Annotated in this window: 18 protein-coding genes; 5 read left to right on the forward strand and 13 right to left on the reverse strand. The window is 69.2% G+C overall.

Features of this window, described 5'->3' with window-relative positions:
- Positions 1-7: 7 nt before the first annotated feature.
- The 9 genes from LVY72_RS04545 to LVY72_RS04585 form a co-directional block, all read right to left on the reverse strand.
- A complete protein-coding gene (locus tag LVY72_RS04545; protein WP_237818286.1) occupies positions 8-1,351 on the reverse strand; it encodes a phenylacetate--CoA ligase family protein in 1,344 nt (447 codons plus the stop codon).
- Positions 1,352-1,380: 29 nt separating this feature from the next.
- Complete coding sequence (locus LVY72_RS04550) at positions 1,381-2,478, reverse strand: PEP/pyruvate-binding domain-containing protein (protein WP_237818287.1); 1,098 nt, start codon at positions 2,476-2,478, stop codon at positions 1,381-1,383.
- 28 nt (positions 2,479-2,506) lie between these two features.
- Positions 2,507-4,378, reverse strand: a complete 1,872-nt coding sequence (locus tag LVY72_RS04555; protein WP_237818288.1) for a PEP-utilizing enzyme — start codon at positions 4,376-4,378, stop codon at positions 2,507-2,509.
- Positions 4,375-5,250 (reverse strand): HAD-IIA family hydrolase, encoded by an 876-nt coding sequence (locus tag LVY72_RS04560; protein ID WP_237818289.1) that lies wholly within the window; start codon positions 5,248-5,250, stop codon positions 4,375-4,377. The genes LVY72_RS04555 and LVY72_RS04560 overlap by 4 nt, the downstream gene beginning before the upstream one ends.
- On the reverse strand, positions 5,247-6,719 hold the full coding sequence (locus LVY72_RS04565) for a hydroxymethylglutaryl-CoA lyase-like TIM-barrel protein (protein WP_237818290.1): 1,473 nt from the start codon (positions 6,717-6,719) through the stop codon (positions 5,247-5,249). The genes LVY72_RS04560 and LVY72_RS04565 overlap by 4 nt, the downstream gene beginning before the upstream one ends.
- On the reverse strand, positions 6,719-8,104 hold the full coding sequence (locus LVY72_RS04570) for an acetyl-CoA carboxylase biotin carboxylase subunit (protein ID WP_237818291.1): 1,386 nt from the start codon (positions 8,102-8,104) through the stop codon (positions 6,719-6,721). Before LVY72_RS04570 ends, LVY72_RS04565 begins: the two co-directional genes overlap by 1 nt.
- Positions 8,101-8,619 carry an acetyl-CoA carboxylase biotin carboxyl carrier protein gene (accB, locus tag LVY72_RS04575; protein WP_237818292.1) on the reverse strand — a complete coding sequence of 173 codons (519 nt, stop codon included), beginning with the start codon at positions 8,617-8,619 and terminating at the stop codon, positions 8,101-8,103. The genes LVY72_RS04570 and accB overlap by 4 nt, the downstream gene beginning before the upstream one ends.
- A gap of 222 nt (positions 8,620-8,841) precedes the next feature.
- On the reverse strand, positions 8,842-10,767 hold the full coding sequence (locus LVY72_RS04580) for a glycosyltransferase family 39 protein (protein ID WP_237818293.1): 1,926 nt from the start codon (positions 10,765-10,767) through the stop codon (positions 8,842-8,844).
- Between the two features lie 50 nt (positions 10,768-10,817).
- Complete coding sequence (locus LVY72_RS04585; protein WP_237818294.1) at positions 10,818-12,146, reverse strand: bifunctional glycosyltransferase family 2/GtrA family protein; 1,329 nt, start codon at positions 12,144-12,146, stop codon at positions 10,818-10,820.
- A 121-nt stretch (positions 12,147-12,267) separates the two neighbouring features.
- Here LVY72_RS04585 and LVY72_RS04590 point away from each other — a divergent pair, with 121 nt between their 5' ends.
- The 3 genes from LVY72_RS04590 to LVY72_RS04600 all read left to right on the forward strand — a co-directional run bounded on the left by LVY72_RS04590 (position 12,268) and on the right by LVY72_RS04600 (position 15,978).
- Positions 12,268-13,497 (forward strand): multidrug effflux MFS transporter, encoded by a 1,230-nt coding sequence (locus LVY72_RS04590; protein ID WP_237818295.1) that lies wholly within the window; start codon positions 12,268-12,270, stop codon positions 13,495-13,497.
- Between the two features lie 94 nt (positions 13,498-13,591).
- Positions 13,592-15,340 (forward strand): pyruvate dehydrogenase, encoded by a 1,749-nt coding sequence (locus tag LVY72_RS04595; RefSeq protein ID WP_237818296.1) that lies wholly within the window; start codon positions 13,592-13,594, stop codon positions 15,338-15,340.
- Positions 15,341-15,354: 14 nt separating this feature from the next.
- Positions 15,355-15,978 (forward strand): dihydrofolate reductase family protein, encoded by a 624-nt coding sequence (locus tag LVY72_RS04600; RefSeq protein WP_237818297.1) that lies wholly within the window; start codon positions 15,355-15,357, stop codon positions 15,976-15,978.
- Between the two features lie 10 nt (positions 15,979-15,988).
- Here LVY72_RS04600 and LVY72_RS04605 read toward each other — a convergent pair whose 3' ends face one another.
- Positions 15,989-17,482 carry a sensor histidine kinase gene (locus LVY72_RS04605; RefSeq protein WP_237818298.1) on the reverse strand — a complete coding sequence of 498 codons (1,494 nt, stop codon included), beginning with the start codon at positions 17,480-17,482 and terminating at the stop codon, positions 15,989-15,991.
- A gap of 2 nt (positions 17,483-17,484) precedes the next feature.
- A complete protein-coding gene (locus LVY72_RS04610) occupies positions 17,485-18,231 on the reverse strand; it encodes a response regulator transcription factor (protein ID WP_237818299.1) in 747 nt (248 codons plus the stop codon).
- A gap of 185 nt (positions 18,232-18,416) precedes the next feature.
- Here LVY72_RS04610 and LVY72_RS04615 point away from each other — a divergent pair, with 185 nt between their 5' ends.
- Both LVY72_RS04615 and LVY72_RS04620 read left to right on the forward strand, forming a co-directional pair.
- Positions 18,417-19,169: a hypothetical protein gene (locus tag LVY72_RS04615; RefSeq protein WP_237818300.1), complete on the forward strand. Its 753-nt coding sequence runs from the start codon at positions 18,417-18,419 to the stop codon at positions 19,167-19,169.
- A 181-nt stretch (positions 19,170-19,350) separates the two neighbouring features.
- Positions 19,351-20,163: an IclR family transcriptional regulator gene (locus LVY72_RS04620; protein ID WP_237818301.1), complete on the forward strand. Its 813-nt coding sequence runs from the start codon at positions 19,351-19,353 to the stop codon at positions 20,161-20,163.
- Positions 20,164-20,219: 56 nt separating this feature from the next.
- Here LVY72_RS04620 and LVY72_RS04625 read toward each other — a convergent pair whose 3' ends face one another.
- Complete coding sequence (locus tag LVY72_RS04625) at positions 20,220-21,482, reverse strand: MFS transporter (protein WP_237818302.1); 1,263 nt, start codon at positions 21,480-21,482, stop codon at positions 20,220-20,222.
- Between the two features lie 194 nt (positions 21,483-21,676).
- Entirely contained in the window at positions 21,677-22,204 is a 528-nt protein-coding gene (locus tag LVY72_RS04630; RefSeq protein WP_237818303.1) for an MFS transporter, read from the reverse strand.
- Positions 22,205-22,282: the final 78 nt, after the last annotated feature.

The raw sequence follows: 22,282 nt of genomic DNA on the forward strand, positions 1-22,282 counted from the left end.
GCCACGGCTATGCCCTCGCGTAGGTGAGGGCGTTCTTGTATTCGCCGATGGCAATCGTGCCCGGGTCCACGAATTCCACGGCGACGCGGACGCGCAGCCGTTCGCGGACCCGCTCGCCGATCCGCCAGGCCAGGTCGCCGGCCTCCGGTCCGCCGGCTCCTGCGGGCAGTTCGATTTCCAGTGGAATCGGATCGTCGAAGCGGACCTGCTCCGTCCGTTCCTTGCGCAGCCGCAGCGGGCCGGCGATCTCGGCGGAGAATCCCTCCATGACCACGTCGCGGATGGCACTGGGAAAGACGTTCATGGCCTTGTAGATCAGCATGTCGTCGGTGCGCCCGATGCAGCGGACAACCGGTGCCGTCCGCCCGCAGGCGCATTCGGAGGTGGCGAGCACCTCAAGGTGGTCCCGGGAACGGAAGCGCAGTACGGGGGTGGCCTGGCGGGTGAAGGTGGTGTAGACGGCCTCGCCCTTGGCTCCCGGAGTCCACTCGACGATGTCACCGGTGTCCGGATCGATCAGTTCCACGTAGACGTTGCGTCCGGCGGTGAAGTGCATGCCGGGGCCTTCGGGGCACTCGCCCCACAGCCCCGACATAACATCGCCCAGGCCCATGACCTCGCTGATCCGGGTGGCGCCCCAGTCCGAACGGATCCGGCCCCGGATGGCTTCCTGGCCCAGCCCGGGTTCGCCGCCGGCGATGATGGTCCGTACCGCCAGTTCGCTCGCCGGACGTTCCAGGACCTCTGCGCACCGGCCGGCGAAGAAGGTGGCGAACGACGCCGTGCCAACGATCGTGTCCACCTTCAGCTTTTCCGTGATGGCAACCATGCGCGCCGGGGTCTGGCCTCCGACCCAGACCAGCGTGGCGCCGATGCGTCGGATCGCGTCCGCATAGGGCATGCCGCCGGCCACGAGTGGCATGCCGGTGGTCAGGGCCACCACGCTGTCCTTGCGGATACCGGCCGTGAAGAACATGTTGGCGATGCTGTCGGTCCACGCCAGCCGGTCTTCTTCGGTGAGGCCGAAGAAGACCGGAGCCCCGGTGGTCCCGGAGGAAGCGATGACCTGGCTGACCTCCGGGTCTTCCACGCCCTGCAGGTCGCCGAGCATATTGTCCGTGACAGCCTGCTGCTGCCCGGCACGCAGGTCATCCTTCGTAGTGAACGGGACCTGGGTCCACAGTTGCGGCTCGGCCGCCCGCCGGGCGTCGATCCCGGCCAGCCGGGCGGCATAGAACGGCGAACGGCCGGCCAGCCCGGTCAGGAAGGGTGCCAGCTGGGCGCGCTGCCATGCCTGCAGTTCGTCCCATGGCTTGGTGTCGAATTCCGGATCCCAGAGTTGGTCGGTCATGTGTCTTCCTCAGTCAGTCGGTGGCTGCGTCAGTGCTTGTGGGAGTGGGTGTGGACGCCTTCGACATCCGCCGCCGTGGCGGCCGGGGCGCCGGAGATGCTGCCGGCGATCCAGCTCATCATGCCGGCGGAGGCATCGAAGGCCGGCTTGCGTTCCGCATTGGACCAGACCGTCTCGGGACGGCACTGGAGCAGGACGAGGTTCATGCCCGGCGGCAGTTCCTCGTCGACGGCGAACTCGATGTCCTGGGGCGCGCGGTGGATCTTCTCGAGGCGCTTGCCCAGGGTGGCCAGGGCCACGACCTCGTCGTCGTCCAGGCAGAGCACTTCGCGGCGCTCTGCCGGCACGTCCTGGGGTGCATCTCCGCGCCGGTATTCGATGTGTTTGTGGCCCGGGGTGCGGTCCACGATGGCCAGCCCGATCTTGTCCACCAGGAACCTGTCCGGCGTGACTTCGCCGCCGACCACGGACAGTCCCAGCCCCCAGCTGGCCTCCAACACGATCTTGGACCGGTCCCCGCTGGTGGGGCTGAGCGTGAACATCACCCCGGCGGACCGGGCGCGCACCGTTTTCTGGATGACCACGGCCATTTCGACGGCGTGCGGCTCGATCTCCTTTTCGGCCAGATAGGAAAGCACCCGGCCGGCGAAGACGCTGAGGTAGCACTTGTGCACGTAGGCCAGCACGTCCTCGGCTCCTGTGATGTCCACCCAGGTTTCGAACTCGCCGGCGAAGCTGGCGCCCACCGAGTCCTCCGCGGTGGCACTGGAGCGCACCGCCACGGCCATGTCCTCCACCCCGGTGTCCCGGCACAGCCCGGCATAGGCGGCCCGGATGCCGTCTGCCACCTCCTGGGGCAGGGGCACCTGCGCCAGCCGGGCAGTGATGGTGCGTTCGGCGTCGTCGAACGCTGCCTGGCCGGCGTCCGGACCGAGCCGGCCGAGCACTTCGGAGGTGAACTGCCGCAGGCCGGCCTCGTCCAGGTAGCGGCGGTAGGCGGCGGCGGTGACCGCGAAGCCCGGGGCGACAGGCAGTCCGGCGGCCGTCATCGCGGCCAGCCCGGCGGCCTTGCCGCCCACTTCGCGGACATCCTGGCAGGACGGGTTGCTGAATTCGAGCGTGTACATGGTCTGAATCCTTACGTCTCCGGACGGCTTAGCGGGCGGCCACAGCGGCGTCGTCGAGGTCCGTGTCCCCGGCGTCGTCTGCGTCGAGCACGACGACGGTTCCCGCCTTGCCGTCGATGCGGACCCGCTGGCCGGTCTTCAGCCGGGCGGTGGCGAAGCCGGTGCCCACCACGGCGGGGATGCCGTATTCGCGGCAGACAATCGCGGCGTGGCACATCATGCCGCCGATGTCGGTGATCACGCCGGTGGCCACGGCGAAGGCGGCCGCCCAGGACGGCGCGGTGATCGGGGCGACCAGGATCTCGCCCGGCTGCAGCAGCGGCAGGTCCTTTTCCGAACGCAGTACGCGGACGGGGCCTTCGACCACGCCGAGGGACCCCGGGATGCCGTTGAACGAATTTCCTGCCGAACCGGAGGCCCCGAGCCAGTCATTGACGCGCTCAGTGGTGACGCCGTAGTTCATCACCGCGAAGGGGTCGGTGACCTGCTGCGGCGGGATGCCGTAGGCCGGCGGGGCGGATGCGGCCTGCAGGGCGGCGACGATCGGCTTGCGGCGCTCGATCTCGGCCTGCCAGCGCTGCTTGCCGCGCGCCGGCACGCCGATCGCCCACGCCTGCACGACGTCGGCCAGGACGGTGTCCAGCTCGAAACGGTTCAGGTAGAACATGTCGTCCGCCTCGGCGAGGAAGCCGGCGTCCACCAGGAACGCGGCCAGTTCGCGGGTCTTCTCCCAGAACACGTTGTGGGACCAATGCTCCACGTAGATGTTGTGCTCTTCGATGTACGGGAACACCTTGCGGGCCAGACCCAGCAGTTCGTCGAACTGCCGGGCCTCGTCCTCGGTCAGCAGCGCACGGTACTCGTCCACGATCTCGTCGCGCTCCTCGCGCAGCCGCTCGATCGGGCGGGAAATGTCCTCGCCGGCGGCCAGCTTGGCGGCATAGCGGGCGATGCCCTGCAGCGGCACGGACAGATCCGAGTTCCAGGTCTCCTGGTCGTGCGTGAAGCCGTACTCGGTGAAGTAGTTGAACCACGGATGGCGGGCGGCCTCGAAATCCTGCAGCCAGGCGCGGCCGTTGCCGGATTCCTGCAGGCGCCCGCGCAGGACCGCGAACGGTTCCCCGGCGGCGAGCTCGCCGGCCAGGCCCAGCTCGTTGGCCCGGGCAGCGAGCTTGCGCAGTTCGTCATCGGGCCGGAAGGCCAGCACATCCACGCCGGCGACCATCCTGGAGATGCTCTGCTCGGTGATCAGCGGGAAGGCCTGCTTGCAGAACTGGAAGAAGGTGATGTAGCCGCCGTAGCCCAGGTTGAGGAATTCGAAGTGGTACTGCCAGATGGCGAAGAACTCGTCGATCAGCCGGTGGTAGTTCTCGATCACGGCCACGGAGCTGGAGCGGCCGCGGGCCTCGTCGACCACCTCGTCCGGGTCATATTCATCCAGCTTCGGGAAGGTGATGGAGCGCAGGGACTCGACGGCGCCGTCCATCTTGGTCTTCCACTTCCCGTACAGCTCGTCCCAGTTGGCGTAGTAGTAGCCGGCGCGCTGCTGGAAGACGCCCACGCGCTCCTGGATCCGTTCCGGATCGGTGACGGCCAATGGGGCGATATAGACGTAGCCGTTGACCACCCGCACGTCCAGGCCCAGGGAAACCGGCAGCGCGAAGATGCGGGTGCTGAACGCCCCGGCGCCGTAGTAGACCGCTTCGGCGCCGATGCTGTCGAACGGGTGGCAGCCGCGGGACCAGTGCATGGTGTCCGCGAACCAGAACTGGGCGTCCTCATGCTTCCGGGTCTCCTCCGAGGGGACCAGGTAGTAGGGGTACATGGTTTCCCAGCCTTCGGCGCCCTGCGGTGCCTCGGCCTCGTGGAAGAACGGGAAACGGGAGATGTCCTGGCTCATGGTCGGGCTCCTTGCGTCAGTGGAAGGGTGGGATAGAGCAGTTGGTACAGTTCGGCGACGTCGGCGACGGCGAGGTCGGGACGGGCGTCGCCCTCGAGGGTGCGCAGGTGCTCCCCGGTGGTGGCCCCGGAGAGCACCAGGGCGCTGTTGGCGCCCATGTGCCGGGCGAGCCGGATTTCCACGGTGGCATCGCCGACCACGGTGACCTCGGCCGCCGGCACGCCGAGCCGGCGCAGCAGGGTCTCGGCCAGCGCCGTGGACGGCTTGCCGAGGACCTGCGGCGTGGCGCCGGTGGCCCAGCCGATCGCGTTGGCGACCGCGGCCGAGACGCACACCGATTTGTCCAGGCCCCCGTGGAACCAGGGCACGTCCACGGTGGTGAACAGCGGGGCGCCGGCATCGACGGCCAGGCTGGCGGCGTTGATCACCTCGGTGCTGTAGCCGTCCGCGGCGCCCACGACGACGACGTCGGCCAGCCCCGGCTGGCCGGGTTCGGCCAGGTCGACGCCGAGTCGGCGCAGCGGTGCGGCCAGGCCCTCTGCGCCGGCGGCGAGCACCCGGGCCCCGGGGTAGTGGTGCGCGATGTATTCCGCCGCGGCGCTGCCGGCGGTGGCGAAGTCCTCGTCGCGGACGCCGATGCCCTGGGCGCGCAGGTGGGCGGCATATTCGGCAGGCGTCTTCTCCGAGGCATTGGTGCAGACGACGACGGCGTGGCCGGCCTCGTAGAGGGCCGCCACCAGGTCCGCGGCGTGCGGCATGGCCTCCCCGCCGGCGCCGCCGGCGCGCTTGGTGCGCATCAGGCAGCCGTCCACGTCCAGCACCCAGCCCCGGGAGCCGAGCACGGTGGCGTTCGCCTTATCTACGGCGCTCACAGCGCTGCCTCCTGGGTGTGCGGTCGTTCAAGCGAGAATTTCGTGCTGCCGTCGCTGACCGAGACCGAGTGCAGCTTCGGGCGGTCCTCCAGCAGGGAAAGCAGCCGCTTCAGCGATGAGGCGGGGGAAGAGGTCTTGGCCGCGTACATCGCGTCCACCTGCTCGGTCGGCATCACCGCGCGCAGCAGCAGTTCCTCGTCGCCGATGGTGGCGCCGAAGCGGCGCCGCAGGTCCGCAATGGTGACGTCCCCGCCGTCGTTCACCGGCTGCTGGCCGCGCTTGGTGGCCATCGCCCGGTCCAGCAGTTCCGGGTTCACCGGGCCGGGCAGCGGCCCGAAGTCTCCGCGCAGCAGGTCGATCACTTCGTCGGAGATCTGCTTGTAGCGTTCGCCCGAGATCACGTTCAGGGTGGCCTGGGTGACGATGTACTGTGCGAACGGGGTCATCACGATCGGCCAGCCTAGATCCTCGCGCACGTGCACGGATTCCTCGATCACCGCGTCGAACAGTTCCGGTCGGCGGATCTCGCCCAGCTGGCGGCGGGTGGTGGACTGCACACCGCCGGGGATGGTGTGCCGGTAGTAGGCCTCGTCGTATTCGTTCGGCGTGCCGACCGGCAGGTTCTTGATTTTCGCCTGGCGCTTCAGGTAGTCCGAGGCCCGGTCCATGGCGTCCAGGTCCACGTCCACGTTGTGGCCGCGGGCGCGCAGATTGCGTACCAACTGTTGGGCCGCGGGGTGGGAGGCGCCGTTGGCCAGCGGCGGCAGCGCACAGTGGATGGTGGGGATCCCCAGGTCCGCTGCCTCCAGGACGGTGATCGGGGAAATGCCGGTGGTGGTGTGCGAGTGGATTTCCTCCAGTTTCTTGCCGGACAGGGCCCCCTGCAGCCTGGGCACCAGGCTGCGCACGCGGTCCGGCGTCAGCAGCCCGGCAGGGTCCTTCAGGTAGATGCCGTCAATGGCGGGGGAACCGTCGAGTTCGGCGATCTTCTGTACGAAGTAGTCGTCGGTGTGCACCGGGCTCGTGGTGTAGCACACACCGCCGATGACCTCATCGAAGCCCACCCGCTTGGCCATTTCCGCGGTCCGCCTGGCCCCTTCCATATCGTGCATCGGGTCGATCACCCAGAGCCGGGTGATCCCGTTGCGGGCCAGCAGGCTGAAAGCCAGCTCGAAGACCGCGTCGGGGGTGCGGTGGAAGGTGATGAACCGCTTGCCGGTGGTCAGGAATCCCAACTTCGTGTGCGGCATGCGGTCCCGTGCTGCGCGCAGCCGTTCCCACGGATCTTCGCGGTGGTAGCGCACGGCCGTGGCCAGGACGGTGCTGGAAGCCAGCTCGATGGCCCGGTAGCCCGCCCGGTCCAGTTCCGGCGACACGCCTTCCACCATCCGGGTGGTGACGCCTGTGGCACCCCAGATGCTTTGGTTTCCGTCCCGCAGGGACACATCCACGAGGTTGATGTCTGCCATTAGTGCACCTCCTGTTCGACGTCGTTGCCGAGGTAATCGTTGAGGTAGTCGTTGAGCCAGTGGGTGGTGACCACGTTGCTGCGGTAGTCCTGATGCGCCAGGATCCGCCGCAGCAGCGGCAGCGAGGTGGTGACGCCACCGATCTCGAACTGCTCCAGGACCGAGTCCATCCGTTCGACGGCGGCCGTCCGATCCGGGGCCCAGACGATCTGCTTGCCCATCAGTGCGTCATAGAAGGGCGGGAACCGGTAGCCCTCATAGATATGGGAGTCCAGTCTGGCCCCGCCGGCGGCAGGCGGGCGCCACCGGGCCACGGTGCCGGGTGAGGGCGCCAGCGAGTTGTCCGGGTCCTGGGCCGTGATGCGGCACTCGATGGCGTGGCCGGTGAGCCGGATGTCGGCTTGGCGCAACGTCATCGGGTGGCCCAGGGCGGCCAGCAGCTGTTCGCGGACCAGATCCACACCGGTGACGGCCTCGGTGACCGGGTGCTCCACCTGCAGCCGCGGGTTGACCTCGAGGAAGGCCAGCTCGTCCCGTGTGACGTCGTAGAGGAATTCCACCGTGCCCAGGCCGACGTAGTCCAAGGCGTCGGCGATCTTCAGGGCGCTGGTGTGCAGCAGGGTGCGGGTGGCTTCCGGCAGCGCGGCGCAGGGAGCCTCCTCCACCACCTTCTGGTAGCGGTACTGGACCGAGCATTCGCGTTCGCCCAGGTGGACGCGGTTGCCGTGGCGGTCGCCGAGGACCTGGACTTCCACGTGCTTGGCGTCCGTGACGAACCGCTCCAGGAACACGGTGCCGTTGCCGAAGGCCGACTCCGCCTCGGCCGAAGCCAACTGCCAGGCGTCCTGCAGCTCTTCGGGGCCGGTGACCAGCTTCATGCCGCGTCCGCCGCCGCCGTGCGCGGCTTTGACCAGCACCGGATAGCCGATCCGCCCGGCCAGTTCCCGGACCTCGGCCGCAGTGCCGGCGGTGCCTCCGGCGGAGACCGGCACGCCGAGGGACTCGGCCAGGCGCCGTGCGGTGAGTTTGTCGCCGAGCGCTTCCAGCGCCTCCGGGGAGGGGCCCACGAACACGATGCCGTTTTCGGCGCACTGCCGGGCGAACTCCGGATTCTCGGAGAGGAAGCCGTAGCCGGGATGGATGGCCGTGCAGCCGGTGGAGATGGCCGCCTGCAGCACCGCGTTCATGTTCAGGTAGCTCTCGCCCGGCCGTGGTCCGCCGAGCACGACTGTCCGGCCGGCCCGGCGGGCTCCGAGGGTGCTGCGGTCTGCGGCGGAGACGCCCAGGACGGTATCGTAGCCGAGCCGGTCGCAGGCCTCGATGATCCGCAGCGCGATCTCGCCGCGGTTGGCCACGAAGACGCGCTCGGTCTGTCGTTCCGTCATGCCGTCGCCTTGATGGCGAACAGCGGCTGTTCGAACTCCACGAGGTCCCCGTCGTTGACGAAGACGGCGCTGACCTCGCCGGCGGCACCGGCGCTGACCGAATTCATCAGCTTCATGACCTCGACGATGCAGAGCACGGAGTCGGCATCCACGACGTCGCCCACCTTGACGAATGCCGGTTCGCCTGGCTTGGGCGCGCTGTAGAAGGTGCCCAGCATGGGGGCGGTTACCGCGATGTGCCCGTCCGGCAGGTTGGCGGCGGTAATGCTTGAGGACGCCGGGGCTGAGGCGGCCGCAGGTACTGCGGGCACTGCCGGAGCCGGGGCGGCGGTCCCGGCCTCAGGGGCGGCGGCCGGCACCGCGGCGGGCTGCCGTGCGGCTGCCGGTGCGTCATCGTAGTAGCCGCCGCGGCGCACCTGGATGCGCAGGTCCCCGTGTTCATACCGGAAATCCGTGAAATCGGTCTTGTCCAGCTGCTCGATGATGGCGGCAAGTTCTTCGAGATCAATGTTCATCGGTTGGTACCTCCTCGCTGGCGTGCCGGACGTTTCCTGCTCCGCCGGCATTGTGTCTCCCGTCACGTTCTGATCGAACTTATCGATCGATTCCAATACACGCAACGAAAAGTGCGAACATTCCGCCCTGAGGAATCAGCCCCTCCCATCGACTCGTCACTTAAAGACCTTTTCCTGGCTGAAAACGGCGTTATCCGTCCAGTCGATGGGGCAGCCGCGCCTTCAGCCGCGCGCCAGCTTGTAGACGGTGCTGCCCCCGACCGTCATGGCCTCGAAGTTCTCCGCCACGTACTGCGCAACTTCGGAGTTGCCGCCGCGGCCGCCGGGCCCGCCCATGCCGCCGGCAATAAAGTAGCCAATCTGTCCGTCGGCCACCATTTCCTTGAACTGCTTCAGCGTGGGGTAGGGGTCTCCGCCGTTCCAGCCACCCAGCGCGATCACATTCGTGCCGGTGGCCAGTTCCAGCCTGGCGGCGGACGGGGCACCGGAGACGATCGCCGACCACTTGGTGCCGGCAGCCTTGAGCAGCGCGGTCAGCTCGGCGGAGGCGGACGCGTCCTGTGGCCCGCCGCCGGCAGGGCCGCCTGCCGGAGCATCCGCCAGGCCGCCGCGTCCGTTTGCCATGCCGCCGAAGCCGCCCATTGAGTCCCGTCCGGACGGGCCGGACACGGGGATCGAACCGGTATGCCCCACCGCGGCCGTGGCGACGGCGTAGGCGGTGGAGCCGAGTCCGCCGGCGAGCAGCGCCGCAGCCACGAGCACCATCGCCCCGGCCCGGCGCCGGTCCAGCCGCAGCAGCAGCCCGGCGGCCGCCAGGGCCGCCAGGGCGATCACCACGAACTTCAACCCGGGCACCCAACTCGCGTCCCGTCCCAGCAGTACGGCACCCCACAGGCCGGCAGCGAGCACCGCCGCGGCCAGCGTCAGCCGGGCTGGCCAAAACGCCCGCCCGCGCCAGAGTTGGACGGCGCCGATCCCGGCAAGGGCGGCGATGCCGGGAGCCAGGGCCACCGCATAGTACGGGTGGATGGTTCCGCCCATGAAGCTGAACACCGCGGCGGTGATCAGGGTCCAGCCGCCCCAGATGACCAGCGAGGCGCGGACCCGGTCCGTGCGTGCTGCGCGGCGGGTGAACCACAGCCCGGCGGCCAGCATCAGCAAGGCCGCGGGCAGCAGCCAGGACACCTCGGTGCCGAAGGCCGCGCCGAACATGCGCAGCAGGCCGGGGGAACCGCCGAAACCGGTGTTGCCCCCGCCCATCCCGCCGCCGTTACCGGTACCGCCAAAGATCCGCCCCAAACCGTTGTAGCCGAAGGTCAGCTCCAGGAAGCTGTTGTTCTCGGAGCCGGCCATGTAGGGGCGGACCGAGGCGGGGGTGAGCTGGAAGACGAGCAGATAACTACCGGCCACTGCCACGATCCCGGCCAGCGCCGCGCCCAGATGGGCCAGCCGCTTGCCCAGCGTCGCCGGGGCGGCCCAGAGGTAGGCCAGCGCCAGTGCCGGAACGATGAGCACGCCCTGGAGCATCTTGGTTAGGAAGGCCAGGCCGATCAGCGCGCCGGCGGCGGCCAGCCAGCGCCACGAGGCCTTTTCGACGGCGCGCACGGTGCAGTAGGCGGCCAGCACCAGGCAGAGGGTGAGCATGGCGTCGGGGTTGTTGAAGCGGAACATCAGTGCGGCCACCGGGGTGGCCGCCAGTACGCCGCCGGCGATCAGGCCGGCGGCCGGGCCGCTGACCCGCTTGACCGCCAGGTACAGGACGCCGACGGCGGCCACTCCCATCACCGCCTGCGGCAGCAGCATGGTGAAGGAGCTGAACCCGAAGATCCGGACGAACAGGCCCGGGATCCAGAGCGCAGCCGGCGGTTTGTCCACGGTGATCGCATTGCCCGCGTCCAGCGAGCCGAAGAGCAGCGCCACCCAGTCCTTGCTGCCGGCCTGCACGGCCGCGGCGTAGAAGCTGTTGCCATAGCCGGAGTTGGCCAGGTTCCACAGGTACAGGAAGCCGGTAGCGGTCAGCAGGGCGGCGGCCGAGGGCCGGACCCAGCGTGGCTGGGCGCCGAAGGCCAGCCGGACCCAGCGCCGGGAGCGGACGGGCGGCTGGGTCTGGGCAGAGGCGGCTTGCCGGGCGCGGAGTGTGCTGGTCATGGTGTGCTTTCGGTTGGTGCGGGTCTGCGGGAGGGGAGAGGCGGCCGGCGTCATGGCCGCGGGGCGGGACGCCGGCGGAACACCCAGAGCCGGAAGAGCAGGAACTTCACCGCCGTGGCCACCAGGTTCGCGCCGGTGACCACCGCCAGCTCCGTCCAGCGGCCGGGGTCGGCCAGCCCGTGCACCCAGGCCAGCCCGGCCGCGGTGAGCGCCCAGCCGATGCCGAAGACCACCAGCCCCTCGAAATGGTGGCGGGCGAGCCGTTCGGTACCCAGCACCCCGAAGGTGAAGCGGCGGTTCGCCGCGGTATTGGCGACGGCGGCGATCAGCAGGGCGGCGAAGTTGGCCGCCTGCGCGTCCAGGATGGCGCGGCCGAGCAGGAACAGCACCCCGTAGAACAAGGTGGAGGCCGCTCCGACGGCGCCGAAGCGCACCAGCTGGCCGAACAGGCTCGCCCGGCGGCCGGACTCCTCGGCCCGCGCCGCCGCTGGCAGCGGCCCGCGGGCCAGCGCCGCCTGCAGCCGGGCCACCGGGATCCGGCCGCGGGCCAGGTCCGCCGTCATCCGGTACATTCCGCGCAGGTCTTCCAGGGCCGTGTGCACGATGTCCACCGAGGAGTCCGGATCGTCCGTCCAGTCCACCGGCACCTCATGGCAGCGCAGTCCGCAGCGTTCGGCCAGCACCAGCAGTTCGGTGTCGAAGAACCATGCCTTGTCCAGGGTGTGCGGCAGCAGTTCGCGGGCCACATCGGCCCGGATGGCCTTGAAACCGCACTGGGCGTCGCTGAAGCGGGCGCCCATCAGGGACTGCAGCAGGAAGTTGTAGCTGCGCGAGATGAACTCGCGCTTGGGCCCGCGTGAGACCCGGGAGCTGCGGGCCAGCCGGGTGCCGGTGGCCAGGTCCGAATGGCCGGAAAGCAGCGGAGCCACCAGCGGCGCCAGCGCGGCCAGATCCGTGGACAGGTCCACGTCCATGTAGGCCAGGACCGGGGACCCGGAGGCCAGCCACACCCTGCGCAGTGCATTGCCGCGGCCCCTCTCGTCCAGGTGCACCACGTGTACCTGGGGAAGTTCGCGGGCCAGCCGTTCCGCCAGCCGCAGCGTGCCGTCGGTGGAGGCATTGTCCGCCACCGTGATGCGGAAGCTGTGCGGGAAGCGGCGGCACAGGTAGGAATGGAGCCGGCGCACGCACGGCTCCAGGTCCTTTTCCTCGTTGTAGACCGGGACGGTCACATCCAGCACGGCCACGCCGAGGTCCTCCAGCGCGGCGGTATTGATCGCTGCGCGGGGCTCTGCCACCCGCGGGCCTGGCGCGGCGGGCGGGCCCTGGTCCGGGATGGAGCCGGCGGTGGTCTGCGGGACACGGATGGGGGTTGTCATGTCCCCGACTTTTCCGCGGCCGATTGTGCCGGCCTTAGCACCAGGCTGTGCCGCCGCTGTGACCGCAGATGCGGCCGGAGACATGCCTAGGATGATCTGGCCCCTCACGCAAAGGACGTTCATGACCATTCCGCACCCCGATGACCGCTTCCGGTCCCGGCTGAAGCTCTCCGGTGGCAAGGACCGGACCGTGTTGGTGGCCGCGCTGGGGATCCTGAGCGCGGTCAGCCCCATGGCCACGGACATGTATCTGGCCTCGATGCCGGCGATGGCGGATTTCTTCGGGACCTCGGCCTCCGCGGTGCAGTTGACCCTGACCAGCTACATGGTGGGCATGGCCGTCGGGCAGTTCCTGCTCGGCCCGGTCTCCGACGTGCTTGGCCGGCACCGGCTCATGGTTGCGGGCAACCTGCTGTTCCTGCTCAGCTCCGTGGCCATCGTGCTGGCTCCCGGCATCGGGGTGGTAGTGGCCCTGCGCCTGGTCCAGGGCTTCGCCGGGGCCGCTGGGGTGGTAATTGCCCGGGCCATCGTCTCCGACATCGCCACCGGGCGGCAGGCTGCCAAACTGTTCTCGGTGCTGGCGACCATCACCTCCTTCGCCCCGGTCCTGGCCCCCTTGCTCGGCGGGATCATCGCCACCGTCGCCGCCTGGCAGGTGGTCTTCTGGGCGCTCGCCGGCTTTGGACTGCTCATGCTTGCGTGCTCGGTACTCGTGGTCCCGGAGACGCTGCCGCCGGAACGGCGGCACCGCGGCGGGCTGCGCGCCGTCGCAGGCAATGCCGGGGCGGTCCTGCGCACGCCGTCATTCATGGCGTACGCCCTGACCTTCGGTTTGGTTTTCGGCACCTTGTTTTCCTACATTTCCGCGTCCTCGTTCGTAGTGCAGAACGTGGTTGGTTTCTCCGCCCTGGGCTATTCGGTGGTCTTCGCGGTCAACGCGGGCGGGGCTATCGCGGGCGCCATCGTCAATACGCGGCTGGTTGACCGGGTGGCGCCGGCCGCCATCCTGCGCACCGCGGTCACGGTCATGGTGGCCGTCAACGTCGCAGGCCTCGGGCTGGTGCTGGCGGGGATCACCGGGTGGAGCATCCTGATCCAGCTGTTCCTGAGCCAGTGCTGCCTGGGCTTCATCATGGGCAACACCGTGGCCCTGGCCCAGAGCCGGGTGCCGGGGCGGGCCGGGGCGGGCTCGGCGGTGCTGGGGCTGATCCAGTTCTTTTTCGGGGGCCTGGTCAGTCCGCTGACCGGGGTGGCCGGGCAGCACTCCGCCGTGCCGATGGCCCTGTCCATGGCGGTATGCTCGGCGCTGGCGCTGGTGACGGTGCTGTCAGCACGCCGGCTAACGCGGTAGCGAACCGGGACGCCTGCTGCCGCACCCGCTAGGATCGTCAGCAGCGCCGGACCGGCCCGGGCCCGGCACCTTACGAGGTGAGGAGCGTGGCCGGATGGCCAGGGAACTTGCAGACCAGCTCGTCGAACAACTCCGGGACGCAGGCGTCCGCCGGATCTACGGGATTGTCGGGGACAGCCTCAACCCCATTGTCGACGCCGTGCGCCGCACCGGCGGCTCCGCCCGGGGCGGGATCGACTGGGTGCACGTGCGGCACGAGGAAGCCGCCGCGTTCGCTGCCGGGGCCGAGGCCCAGCTGACCGGGGAACTGGCCGTCTGCGCCGGTTCCTGCGGGCCGGGCAACCTGCACCTGATCAACGGGCTCTTCGACGCCAACCGGTCCGGTGCCCCGGTGCTGGCCATCGCCTCGCACATCCCCAGCAAGCAGATCGGCAGCGGCTACTTCCAGGAGACGCATCCGGACCGGCTGTTCACCGAGTGCTCGGTCTATTCGGAACTGGTCAGCACCGCCGAACAGGCCCCGCGGGTGTTCAACAGCGCCATCCAGCACGCCGTCGCCCTGCGCGGGGTGGCCGTGGTGACGCTGCCCGGGGACATCGCCAGTCTCGAAGCCGCGGCCCCCACCCCGGCGCGCCGGCGCTTCCTGCCCGGGACCGTCCTGCCCGACCCTGCGTGCGTGCGGGAACTGGCGGCGGCCATCAACGCCGCGGACAAGGTGGCCATCTTCGCCGGGGCCGGCGTGCAGGGTGCCCACGGCGACGTCATCCGGCTGGCCGAAACGCTCAACGCCCCCATCGGACACACGCTGCGCGGCAAGGATTTCATCCAGTACGACAATCCGTACGACATCGGCATGACCGGGCTGCTCGGCTACGGCGCGGCCGCCGAGGGGATCGAGGACGCGGACCTGCTGCTCCTGCTGGGCACGGACTTCCCGTACGACCAGTTCCTGCCGTCCACCCGCACCGCCCAGGTGGACCGGGCCGCGGAGAAGCTCGGCCGGCGCACCGACGTCGAGATCCCCGTCCACGGCGACGTGAAACCGACGCTGCAGGCACTGCAGCCGCTGCTCGAGCCCAAGCGCAGCCGTGCCTTCCTGGACCAGATGCTCAAGAAGCACGACAAGCTGATGAACAAGGCCGTGGGCGCGTACACCCGCAAGGTGGAAAAGGTGAAGCCCATCCACCCCGAGTACGCGGCCTCGCTGCTGGACCAGGTCGCCGCGCCGGACGCCGTCTTCACGGCGGATACCGGCATGTGCAACGTCTGGAGCGCCCGGTACATCAACCCGCTGGGCACCCGCCGGCTGATCGGCTCCTACCTGCACGGCTCGATGGCCAACGCACTGCCGCAGGCCATCGGCGCGCAGCTGGCCTTCCCGGGCCGGCAGGTGGTGTCCGTCTCCGGCGATGGCGGGCTGTCCATGCTGCTGGGCGAGTTGCTGACCGTGGCGGCGTACCGGCTGCCGGTGAACGTGGTGGTCTTCAACAACTCCACCCTGGGCATGGTCAAGCTGGAAATGCTGGTGGACGGGCTGCCGGACTTCGGCGTGGACGTGCCGACGGTGGACTACGCGGCCATCGCCGCGGCGATGGGCTTCCATGCCGTCCGGGTGGAGGATCCGCGCGACATTGAGAAGGCGTACCGGACGGCCTTCGCCCACCCGGGCCCGGCCCTGGTGGAACTGATCACGGATCCGAACGCGCTGTCCATTCCGCCGAAGGTCACCGGCGCGCAGGTCTTCGGCTTTGCGACGGCGATGTCCAAAATCGTGCTCAACAAGGGCGCGGGCGAGGCCGTGAGCATGGCGCGCAGCAACCTGCGCAACCTGCCGCGGCGCTAGGGAAGGAGCACGGCATGGGACTCATCCATATCGACCTTTTCACCACGCTCGACGGCGTCGCGCAGGCGCCCGGCGGGCCGGAGGAGGACACCGACGGCGGCTTCGCGTTCGGCGGCTGGCAGGCGCCCCTCATCGACAAGGTTGTCGGCGGGCAGATCGACGCCGGGATGGCGGGAATGGACGCGCTGCTGCTGGGGCGCCGGACCTACGACATTTTCGCCGCGTACTGGCCGCACGCGGACGGGGCCATCGCACGGCTGTTCAACCGCCTGCCCAAATACGTGGCCTCACGCCGGACGCCGAGCCTGGAGTGGGCAGGCTCCACACTGCTCGGCCCCGATGCCCCCGCCGCCGTGCGCGGACTGCGCGACCGGCACGCAAACATCCACGTCATCGGCAGCCTCGACTTCGTGCAGACCCTGTTCGCCGAGCGGCTCTTCGACCGGCTCACGCTCTGGGTGTATCCGGTCCTCCTCGGCGGGGGAAAGAAAGTCTTCGCCGACGGGGTGGTTCCGACCAACCTCAGACTCATCGAACCGGTCGTCGCCTCACCGAAGGGAGCGGTGCTGCAGCGCTACGCACTCGCCGACGGCACACCTGGCGTCGGCGACATGTCGGCCGTCGACCAGAAAGGCTAGGCAACTAGGTCTAAGCGGCCGGAACCGCGCGGGCCCGGGCAGGCAGGTAGACCGCGAACTCCGTCCGGCCCGGCCGGGAGGACAGCTCCACGCTGCCGCCGTGCGCCTCGACGATCGCCTGCACGATGGACAGGCCCAGGCCGGTGGTGCCGTCGGTGCCGGTGCGCGCCTTGTCCGCCCGGGTGAAGCGCGCGAACACCGTCTGCTGCAGCTCGGCCGGAACGCCCGGGCCGTCGTCGGTGACGGTGATGACCGCCTCGCCGGAGGCGGACCGGGCGACGGCGGCGGTCACCGTGGTGCCCGGGTCGGTGTGCTTGCGGGCGTTGCTGAGCAGGTTCACCAGCACCTGGTGGATCTTGGCCGCGTCGGCGGTGACTTCCACGGGTTCCTCCGGCAGTTGCAGCACCCAGCGGTGGTCCGGGGCAATCACCTTCTGGTCCGCGACGGTCTCCACCAGCAGCTGGGTCAGATCCACCGGGCCGAGCTTGAGCGGCTGGCCCTCGTCCAGCTTGGCCAGGGTCAGCAGGTCCTCCACGAGCCGGCCCATCCGCAGCGACTGGCTCTGGATCCGCGCCAGCGACTTCTCACCGTCCGGCGTGAAGGTTTCGGTGAGCTTGAGCATCTCCGTGTAGCCGCGCAACGCGGTCAGCGGTGTGCGCAGCTCGTGCGAGGCATCCGCGACGAACTGGCGCACCTTCATTTCGGACTGCTGGCGTGCGGTCAGCGCCCCGGCCACGTTGTCCAGCATCCGGTTCAGCGCATGGCCCACATTGCCCGCCTCGGTGCCCGGGTGGGCGGCCGACGGCGGCACCCGGACCGCCAGCGCCACCTCGCCGGCGTCGAGCGGCAGCCTGGCTACCTTGGTTGCCACACCGGAGAGCGCCTCCAGCGGCTGGAGCGTGCGCCGGATGATGGCCGTGCCGAGCAGGCCGACCAGCACCAGCCCGGTCAGCGAAACCAGCACCAAGGTCAGGACCAGCGAGTTGAGGGTGTTCTGCTTGGTGGCCAGCGGCAGCCCGGTGACAATGACGTCACCATAGGGGGTCTTGACCGAGACCAGACGGTAGGCCCCGACGCTGAGCCGGCGGTCCGCGGGAGCGGCGGTCTGCGGCAGGTCCATGAGCACCTCGAGATCCTCGGGATGCAGGGTCAGCCGCCTGCCATCCTGGCCGATCAGACCGGCCACGTCCACGTCGCCCCCGGAAAAGCGTGCGTTCAGTGTGCCGGCGCCCTGGCCGCGTGCCTCGAGCGGATCGGGCCGGGAACCGGATGACGGCGGCGGGCCGCCGAACTCGCTGGCTCGGTGGCTGGCCTGGGCCAACTGGGTATCGAGCTGGCCGGTCAGGAAGGAATCCATCGACGCGTAGCTGATCACCCCGACCACCGCGCAGATGGCCACGAGCAGGGCCATCGTGGCCAGCACCAGCTTGGTGCGCAGTTGCCAGCGGTCCGGATTGAGCCGGCCGCGCCCGGCCTCCAAGGTGGCGGCAGAGAGGCTGGACATCCCTAACGTTCGCCGCTGGCAGGCTTGATCACGTAGCCGACGCCGCGGACGGTGTGGATCATCGGGACGCGTCCGACGTCGATCTTCTTGCGCAGGTAGGAAATGTACAGTTCGACGATGTTGGCCTGGCCGCCGAAATCGTACTGCCAGACCCGGTCCAGGATCTGGGCCTTGCTGACCACCCGGCGCGGGTTCTCCATCAGGTAGCGGAGCAGGTCGAACTGGGTGGCGGTCAGCGGAATGTCCTCGCCGCCCCGGGTCACCTCACGCGTGTCGATGTTCAGCACCAGGTCCCCGACCACCAGCTCGGCGTCGTCCTGGGCGGAGGCTCCGGAACGCTGCACCAGGCGGTGCAGCCGCAGCATGACCTCCTCCACGCTGAAGGGTTTGGCCACGTAGTCGTCTCCTCCGGCGGCGAGGCCGGTGATCCGGTCCTCCACCGCATCCTTGGCGGTGAGGAACAGTGCCGGGACCTCGGGCAGGAAGGAACGGATCTTGCCCAAGACCTCCACGCCGTCGAACCCGGGCAGCATCACATCGAGCACCAGTACGTCGGGACGGAAGTCGCGGGCCTGGTTCACTGCGGACGGACCGTCCTCGGCCACCGCCACGGACCAGCCGGCCATCCGCAGGCCCATACTCATCAGCTCGGAGAGGCTGGGTTCATCATCGACCACGAGGGCGCGGATCGGGGTGCCGTCCGGGTGGGTCAGGGCGGGCAGTCTGTTGGTGGTGTGGGGGCTTGCCATGCGTACCAGCCTTCCTGCGGCAAGTAGTCCAAACCTGAGCTCCAGCTGTGATTGGGCTGTGAACGTTGGCCGGTCCAAGGATACGGCAGTCACAGCACGCGCAGCCATCCGGCACAGCGGCGGCACAGGAATGCTTCGGATGCTGGTCCGGGGCAGGCAAACGCCCCGGATGTTGAGGAGCGACGATGGCAGAGAATCCGCAGGACAAGCACAGCGGGGCACCGCAGCCGCGGGTGGGTTGGACCCCGCCGGAGGCCGGACAAGGCCCGGCCGTGCCGCCGGCGTGGGGTGCGCCGAGCCCGAAACCGGCGGCCCGGACCTCGCCGCTTAAGAAGGGGTTGGTTGCCGCCGGGGTCGCCGTCGTGCTGGCGGCCGGGGCCGGGGCGGCCGTCTACGCCGCCAATGGCAGTTCCGGCCACGGCGCGTCGGCGCAGGCTCCCGGCCTGGGCCAGGACGGCCAGTTCGGTGGTCCGGCGGGTCCGGAAGGCTCCGGGCAACTGGATGGACAGCTGGGCGGCTCGATGGACCTGGGCGGCAGGGGAGGCCCCGGAGACCTGGGCATGGCCGCCGGCGCGCTGCACGGTGAATACGTGGTCCAGGACGACGGCGGCTACGCGACCATGGCCACCCAGACCGGCACCGTCTCCGCGGCCGGGGACGGCACGCTCACGGTGGAAAGCGCCGACGGCTTCAAGCAGTCCTACACGCTGGCCGATGACACGGTGGTTTCCGCCGGAGGTTTCGGCCGCAGACGTGACCAAACGCAGCAGGGCGCGACCGGCAGCGTGGACCTGGCGGCGGGCCAGACCGTGCGCGTGACGGCGCTTAAGGACGGCTCGACCCTGACGGCCACCATGGTGCTGGTCACGGACACCGGCTCCGGCACCGGAACAGGCTCCGGCACCGGTACGGACACCGGTACCGGCCCCACCAGCTGAACCTCGGCCCCCATGTTTAGCCTTCAAGCTTTGCAAACCCGCAGGTCAGGGGGTTGCTTGAACCGTAAAGCAGGGGGCGGGGGTTCAAGGATGGGGGCGGAGGCGCACCGGCCCCGCGCCAAAGCCCGCGCCCGGCCGATGCCGCGGCGGTAAAGCTTGGCGGCAGGACTACAATTCTGACGTGCAGAAGCAGCGGACCCCGCGCCGGAAGCCCACCTATGCCATCGAAGCCGTGGACAACGCGCTTCAGCTCTTGCAGCTGCTGCGGGACTTTGGCAGCCTCCGGCTCAAGGACGCGGCAGCCGAGCTGGGCGTGGCACCGTCCACGGCGCACCGTCTGCTGGCCATGCTGGTCTACCGCGGTTTTGCCGCACAGGATGAGTCCAAGCGGTACCTGCCCGGCCCGTCCCTGGGGGTCGGTCCGGCGGGTGTCAGCTGGACTACCCAGCTGCGCGCTATCGCCCAGCCCCATTTGGAAGTGCTGGCCCTGCGGCTGAACGAGACCGTGAACCTGATGATCCGGGTCGGGACTCAAGTGCGCTTTCTCAGCACGGTCGAGGGCACCGGCATTTTGCGGGTGGGGGACCGCCAGGGGACGGTGCTTCCGGCCCGCCGGGCCTCCGGCGGCAAGGCCATCCTGGCCGAGTTGCCGCCGGAGATGCTGGAGCAGTTGTACCGCAGCCCGGCCGCCGAGGCGGCCGGGGACGCCTTGACGGACGATGAGTTCCCGGGTTTCACCGAGGAGCTGAGGGCCATCCGCAACACGGGCTTTGCGGCCAATTTCGAAGGTACCGAAGAGGGCGTCAGCGCCCTGGGTTTGGCCTTGCACAATGGCGCGGGCCGGGTCCTCGGAGCAATCAGCGTGGCCACGCCCGCCACCCGCTTCCGCAAGGTGTTCGACGCCGGCCTGGTGCCGGAGGTCCTCCGCGCCAAGGCGGAGCTTGAGGTGGATCTGGCCGACTTCCTGCCCGAAACCGAAGGCATGCCAGGCTGACGCCACGAAAGACCACCACGTCCAGCATCCCCGCCGAAACCATCGTTACCGCTCTCCTAGGCGAAGTGATGTGTCCTGACCTTGGCGGTGATGACGCCCAGTACCACAGCTGCCACCGCGGCAGCGCCGGCGAAAGCCAGGAAGTTGGAATTGACGCCTAGTCCGGCAGCCAGCAGCAGTCCGCCGACCTGTGGTGCGGCGACCGCACCGATGCGGCCGACGCCGAGGGCCCAGCCCAGCGCGGTTCCCCGCAGGTGCGAGGGGTAGTGACCGGCGACGGCGGCGATCACCAGTGCCTGGGTGCCGTGTGTGCCGACACCCGCCAGGATGAGCATCAGATAGACGACGGCGACCGGGGGCCCGCTGATGATCACGACCAGTGCGATGGCCGCGATAGCCGCAGCGGCCGTGGCGCTCCGGACCGCACCGAACCTGTCGCCGGCCCAGGCTGTGACCGCGGATCCCGCTACCGCGCCGAGGTTCAGGGCCAGCGCAAAGGTCAGGGCCGAGCCCAGGTTGTAGCCTGCCAGTTCCATCAGGTTAGGCAGCCAGGTGCCCAAGCCGTACCAGGCAAAGAGCGTCGCCAGCGTGACAACGGCGAACAGGATGCTGGCGCCCAGATACGGAGGGCGAAGCAGGGTGCCGAAGCCCGCCCGGGACCGGTCGGCGTGCAGCCTGTGGTCGGCGAGGGTTTCCGGCAGGTATTTGAAGCCGAGCGGGACCACGACCACTAGGGCGATGGCTGCAACCAGGAACATGGACTGCCAGCCGAAGGCGGGAATAAGGACGATGCCGGTCAGTGCTGCGAGGGAGCCGCCGATGGGTACGCCCGACATCATCAGGGTCGCCGCCGTAGCCCGCCAGCGTACCGGCACCAGTTCGGCAGCCAGGGCGTTGGCAGAAGGGACCAGACCGCCCAGGCCAATGCCGGCGAGCAGCCTCAGCCCGGCAAACGTCGTGGCGTTCGGGGCGAAGGCACACAGGATCGTGAACACGGAAAATGTGATGGCGCAAGCCAGAATGGTCCGGCGTCGGCCCAGGGCATCCGCAAGCCGGCCGGCCAGGAGGGCACCGATCAACATGCCGACGAAGGCCATCGAGCCGATGGTTCCCAGCGTCGCCTTGTTCAGGTTCCAGTCGGTGTTGTTCAACAGGGAGGACTGAACGGTCCCGTAGACGATGAGGTCGTAGCCGTCGAAGACAATCAGCAGCCAGCAGACCAGTACGGCGAGGAGCGATGAGCGCGGGAACGCTGCCTTCGCGGACGATATACCGTCTTCGGCGGTGCCGGTTTTGGCGAGAGGGGAGGGGAATTGCATGAGAACAAGGGTGAGGGAGGACACGGTGGGATGGTTATGGAATTCTGGCATGCAGAATTTCGCGATGCCGCATCGCGAATGCGGGCGCCGGCAGTAGCAACAGCCGCCCGGCGGGTAACCGTAATGTTGATGGTACGACGGCGGTGCGCCGCCCGCGAAAGTGGGCCGCGCACCGCCGTCGTTATCCCGGAGGGTCAGGCCGGAACGTGCTCATCCCGGCGCAGCGACTTGCCGACGCTCTCCTTGATCAGCCAGGTGGCCAGATAGGGGGTGCCGCCGAAGACGGCGTAGGTGACGTTGTAGCAGATGCCGGAGGAGGTGTAGCGCATGTTGGTGGGGAAGCATTCGGAGAGCAGCACCGCGGTGACCGCGTTCGCGCTCACCGCACCGACGGCCATGACCACCTGGCTGGCCAGTGCGGTACCGAAACTGCCCTGTGTGGCCAGGAAGTAGGAGGGGGCGATCAGCACTGCCAGGGACAGGCCGGCGAACTGCATGGTGCGGCGGCGCCCCACCCGGTCGCAGATCCTGCCGATCAGCGGGGCGATGGCGGTGGCGAAGACCAGGGCCAGCAGGTTGGATAAGAGCACCTGGTCCGCCGGCATGCCGACCACCTTGGCCAGGAAGGTGGTCATGTAGGTGGAGAAGATGTAGAAGGCCAGCGCGGTCAGCCTGATGAAACCGCCCAGCCGGAGCATCTGCCCGCCCTGGCTGCGCAGCACGTGGCCCAGCGGCGGCGAGACGCGCTGCGTTCCGCATTCATAAAGTTAGTTTCTGCATCTGCAACGTGATAAGCGCGG

This window comes from Arthrobacter hankyongi, from assembly GCF_022012395.1.
GTDB classification, from domain to species: Bacteria; Actinomycetota; Actinomycetes; order Actinomycetales; family Micrococcaceae; genus Crystallibacter; species Crystallibacter hankyongi.

What these genes read in the sequence shown, in the direction of transcription:
- LVY72_RS04600 (WP_237818297.1), top strand. Translation starts at nt 15,355, where the DNA reads ATGGGACTCATCCATATCGACCTTTTCACCACGCTCGACGGCGTCGCG.
- LVY72_RS04545 (WP_237818286.1), bottom strand. Translation starts at nt 1,351, where the DNA reads ATGACCGACCAACTCTGGGATCCGGAATTCGACACCAAGCCATGGGAC.
- LVY72_RS04605 (WP_237818298.1), bottom strand. Translation starts at nt 17,482, where the DNA reads ATGTCCAGCCTCTCTGCCGCCACCTTGGAGGCCGGGCGCGGCCGGCTC.
- accB (WP_237818292.1), bottom strand. Translation starts at nt 8,619, where the DNA reads ATGAACATTGATCTCGAAGAACTTGCCGCCATCATCGAGCAGCTGGAC.
- LVY72_RS04595 (WP_237818296.1), top strand. Translation starts at nt 13,592, where the DNA reads ATGGCCAGGGAACTTGCAGACCAGCTCGTCGAACAACTCCGGGACGCA.
- LVY72_RS04625 (WP_237818302.1), bottom strand. Translation starts at nt 21,482, where the DNA reads ATGCAATTCCCCTCCCCTCTCGCCAAAACCGGCACCGCCGAAGACGGT.
- LVY72_RS04590 (WP_237818295.1), top strand. Translation starts at nt 12,268, where the DNA reads ATGACCATTCCGCACCCCGATGACCGCTTCCGGTCCCGGCTGAAGCTC.
- LVY72_RS04570 (WP_237818291.1), bottom strand. Translation starts at nt 8,104, where the DNA reads ATGACGGAACGACAGACCGAGCGCGTCTTCGTGGCCAACCGCGGCGAG.
- LVY72_RS04610 (WP_237818299.1), bottom strand. Translation starts at nt 18,231, where the DNA reads ATGGCAAGCCCCCACACCACCAACAGACTGCCCGCCCTGACCCACCCG.
- LVY72_RS04550 (WP_237818287.1), bottom strand. Translation starts at nt 2,478, where the DNA reads ATGTACACGCTCGAATTCAGCAACCCGTCCTGCCAGGATGTCCGCGAA.
- LVY72_RS04555 (WP_237818288.1), bottom strand. Translation starts at nt 4,378, where the DNA reads ATGAGCCAGGACATCTCCCGTTTCCCGTTCTTCCACGAGGCCGAGGCA.
- LVY72_RS04580 (WP_237818293.1), bottom strand. Translation starts at nt 10,767, where the DNA reads ATGACCAGCACACTCCGCGCCCGGCAAGCCGCCTCTGCCCAGACCCAG.
- LVY72_RS04585 (WP_237818294.1), bottom strand. Translation starts at nt 12,146, where the DNA reads ATGACAACCCCCATCCGTGTCCCGCAGACCACCGCCGGCTCCATCCCG.
- LVY72_RS04615 (WP_237818300.1), top strand. Translation starts at nt 18,417, where the DNA reads ATGGCAGAGAATCCGCAGGACAAGCACAGCGGGGCACCGCAGCCGCGG.
- LVY72_RS04565 (WP_237818290.1), bottom strand. Translation starts at nt 6,719, where the DNA reads ATGGCAGACATCAACCTCGTGGATGTGTCCCTGCGGGACGGAAACCAA.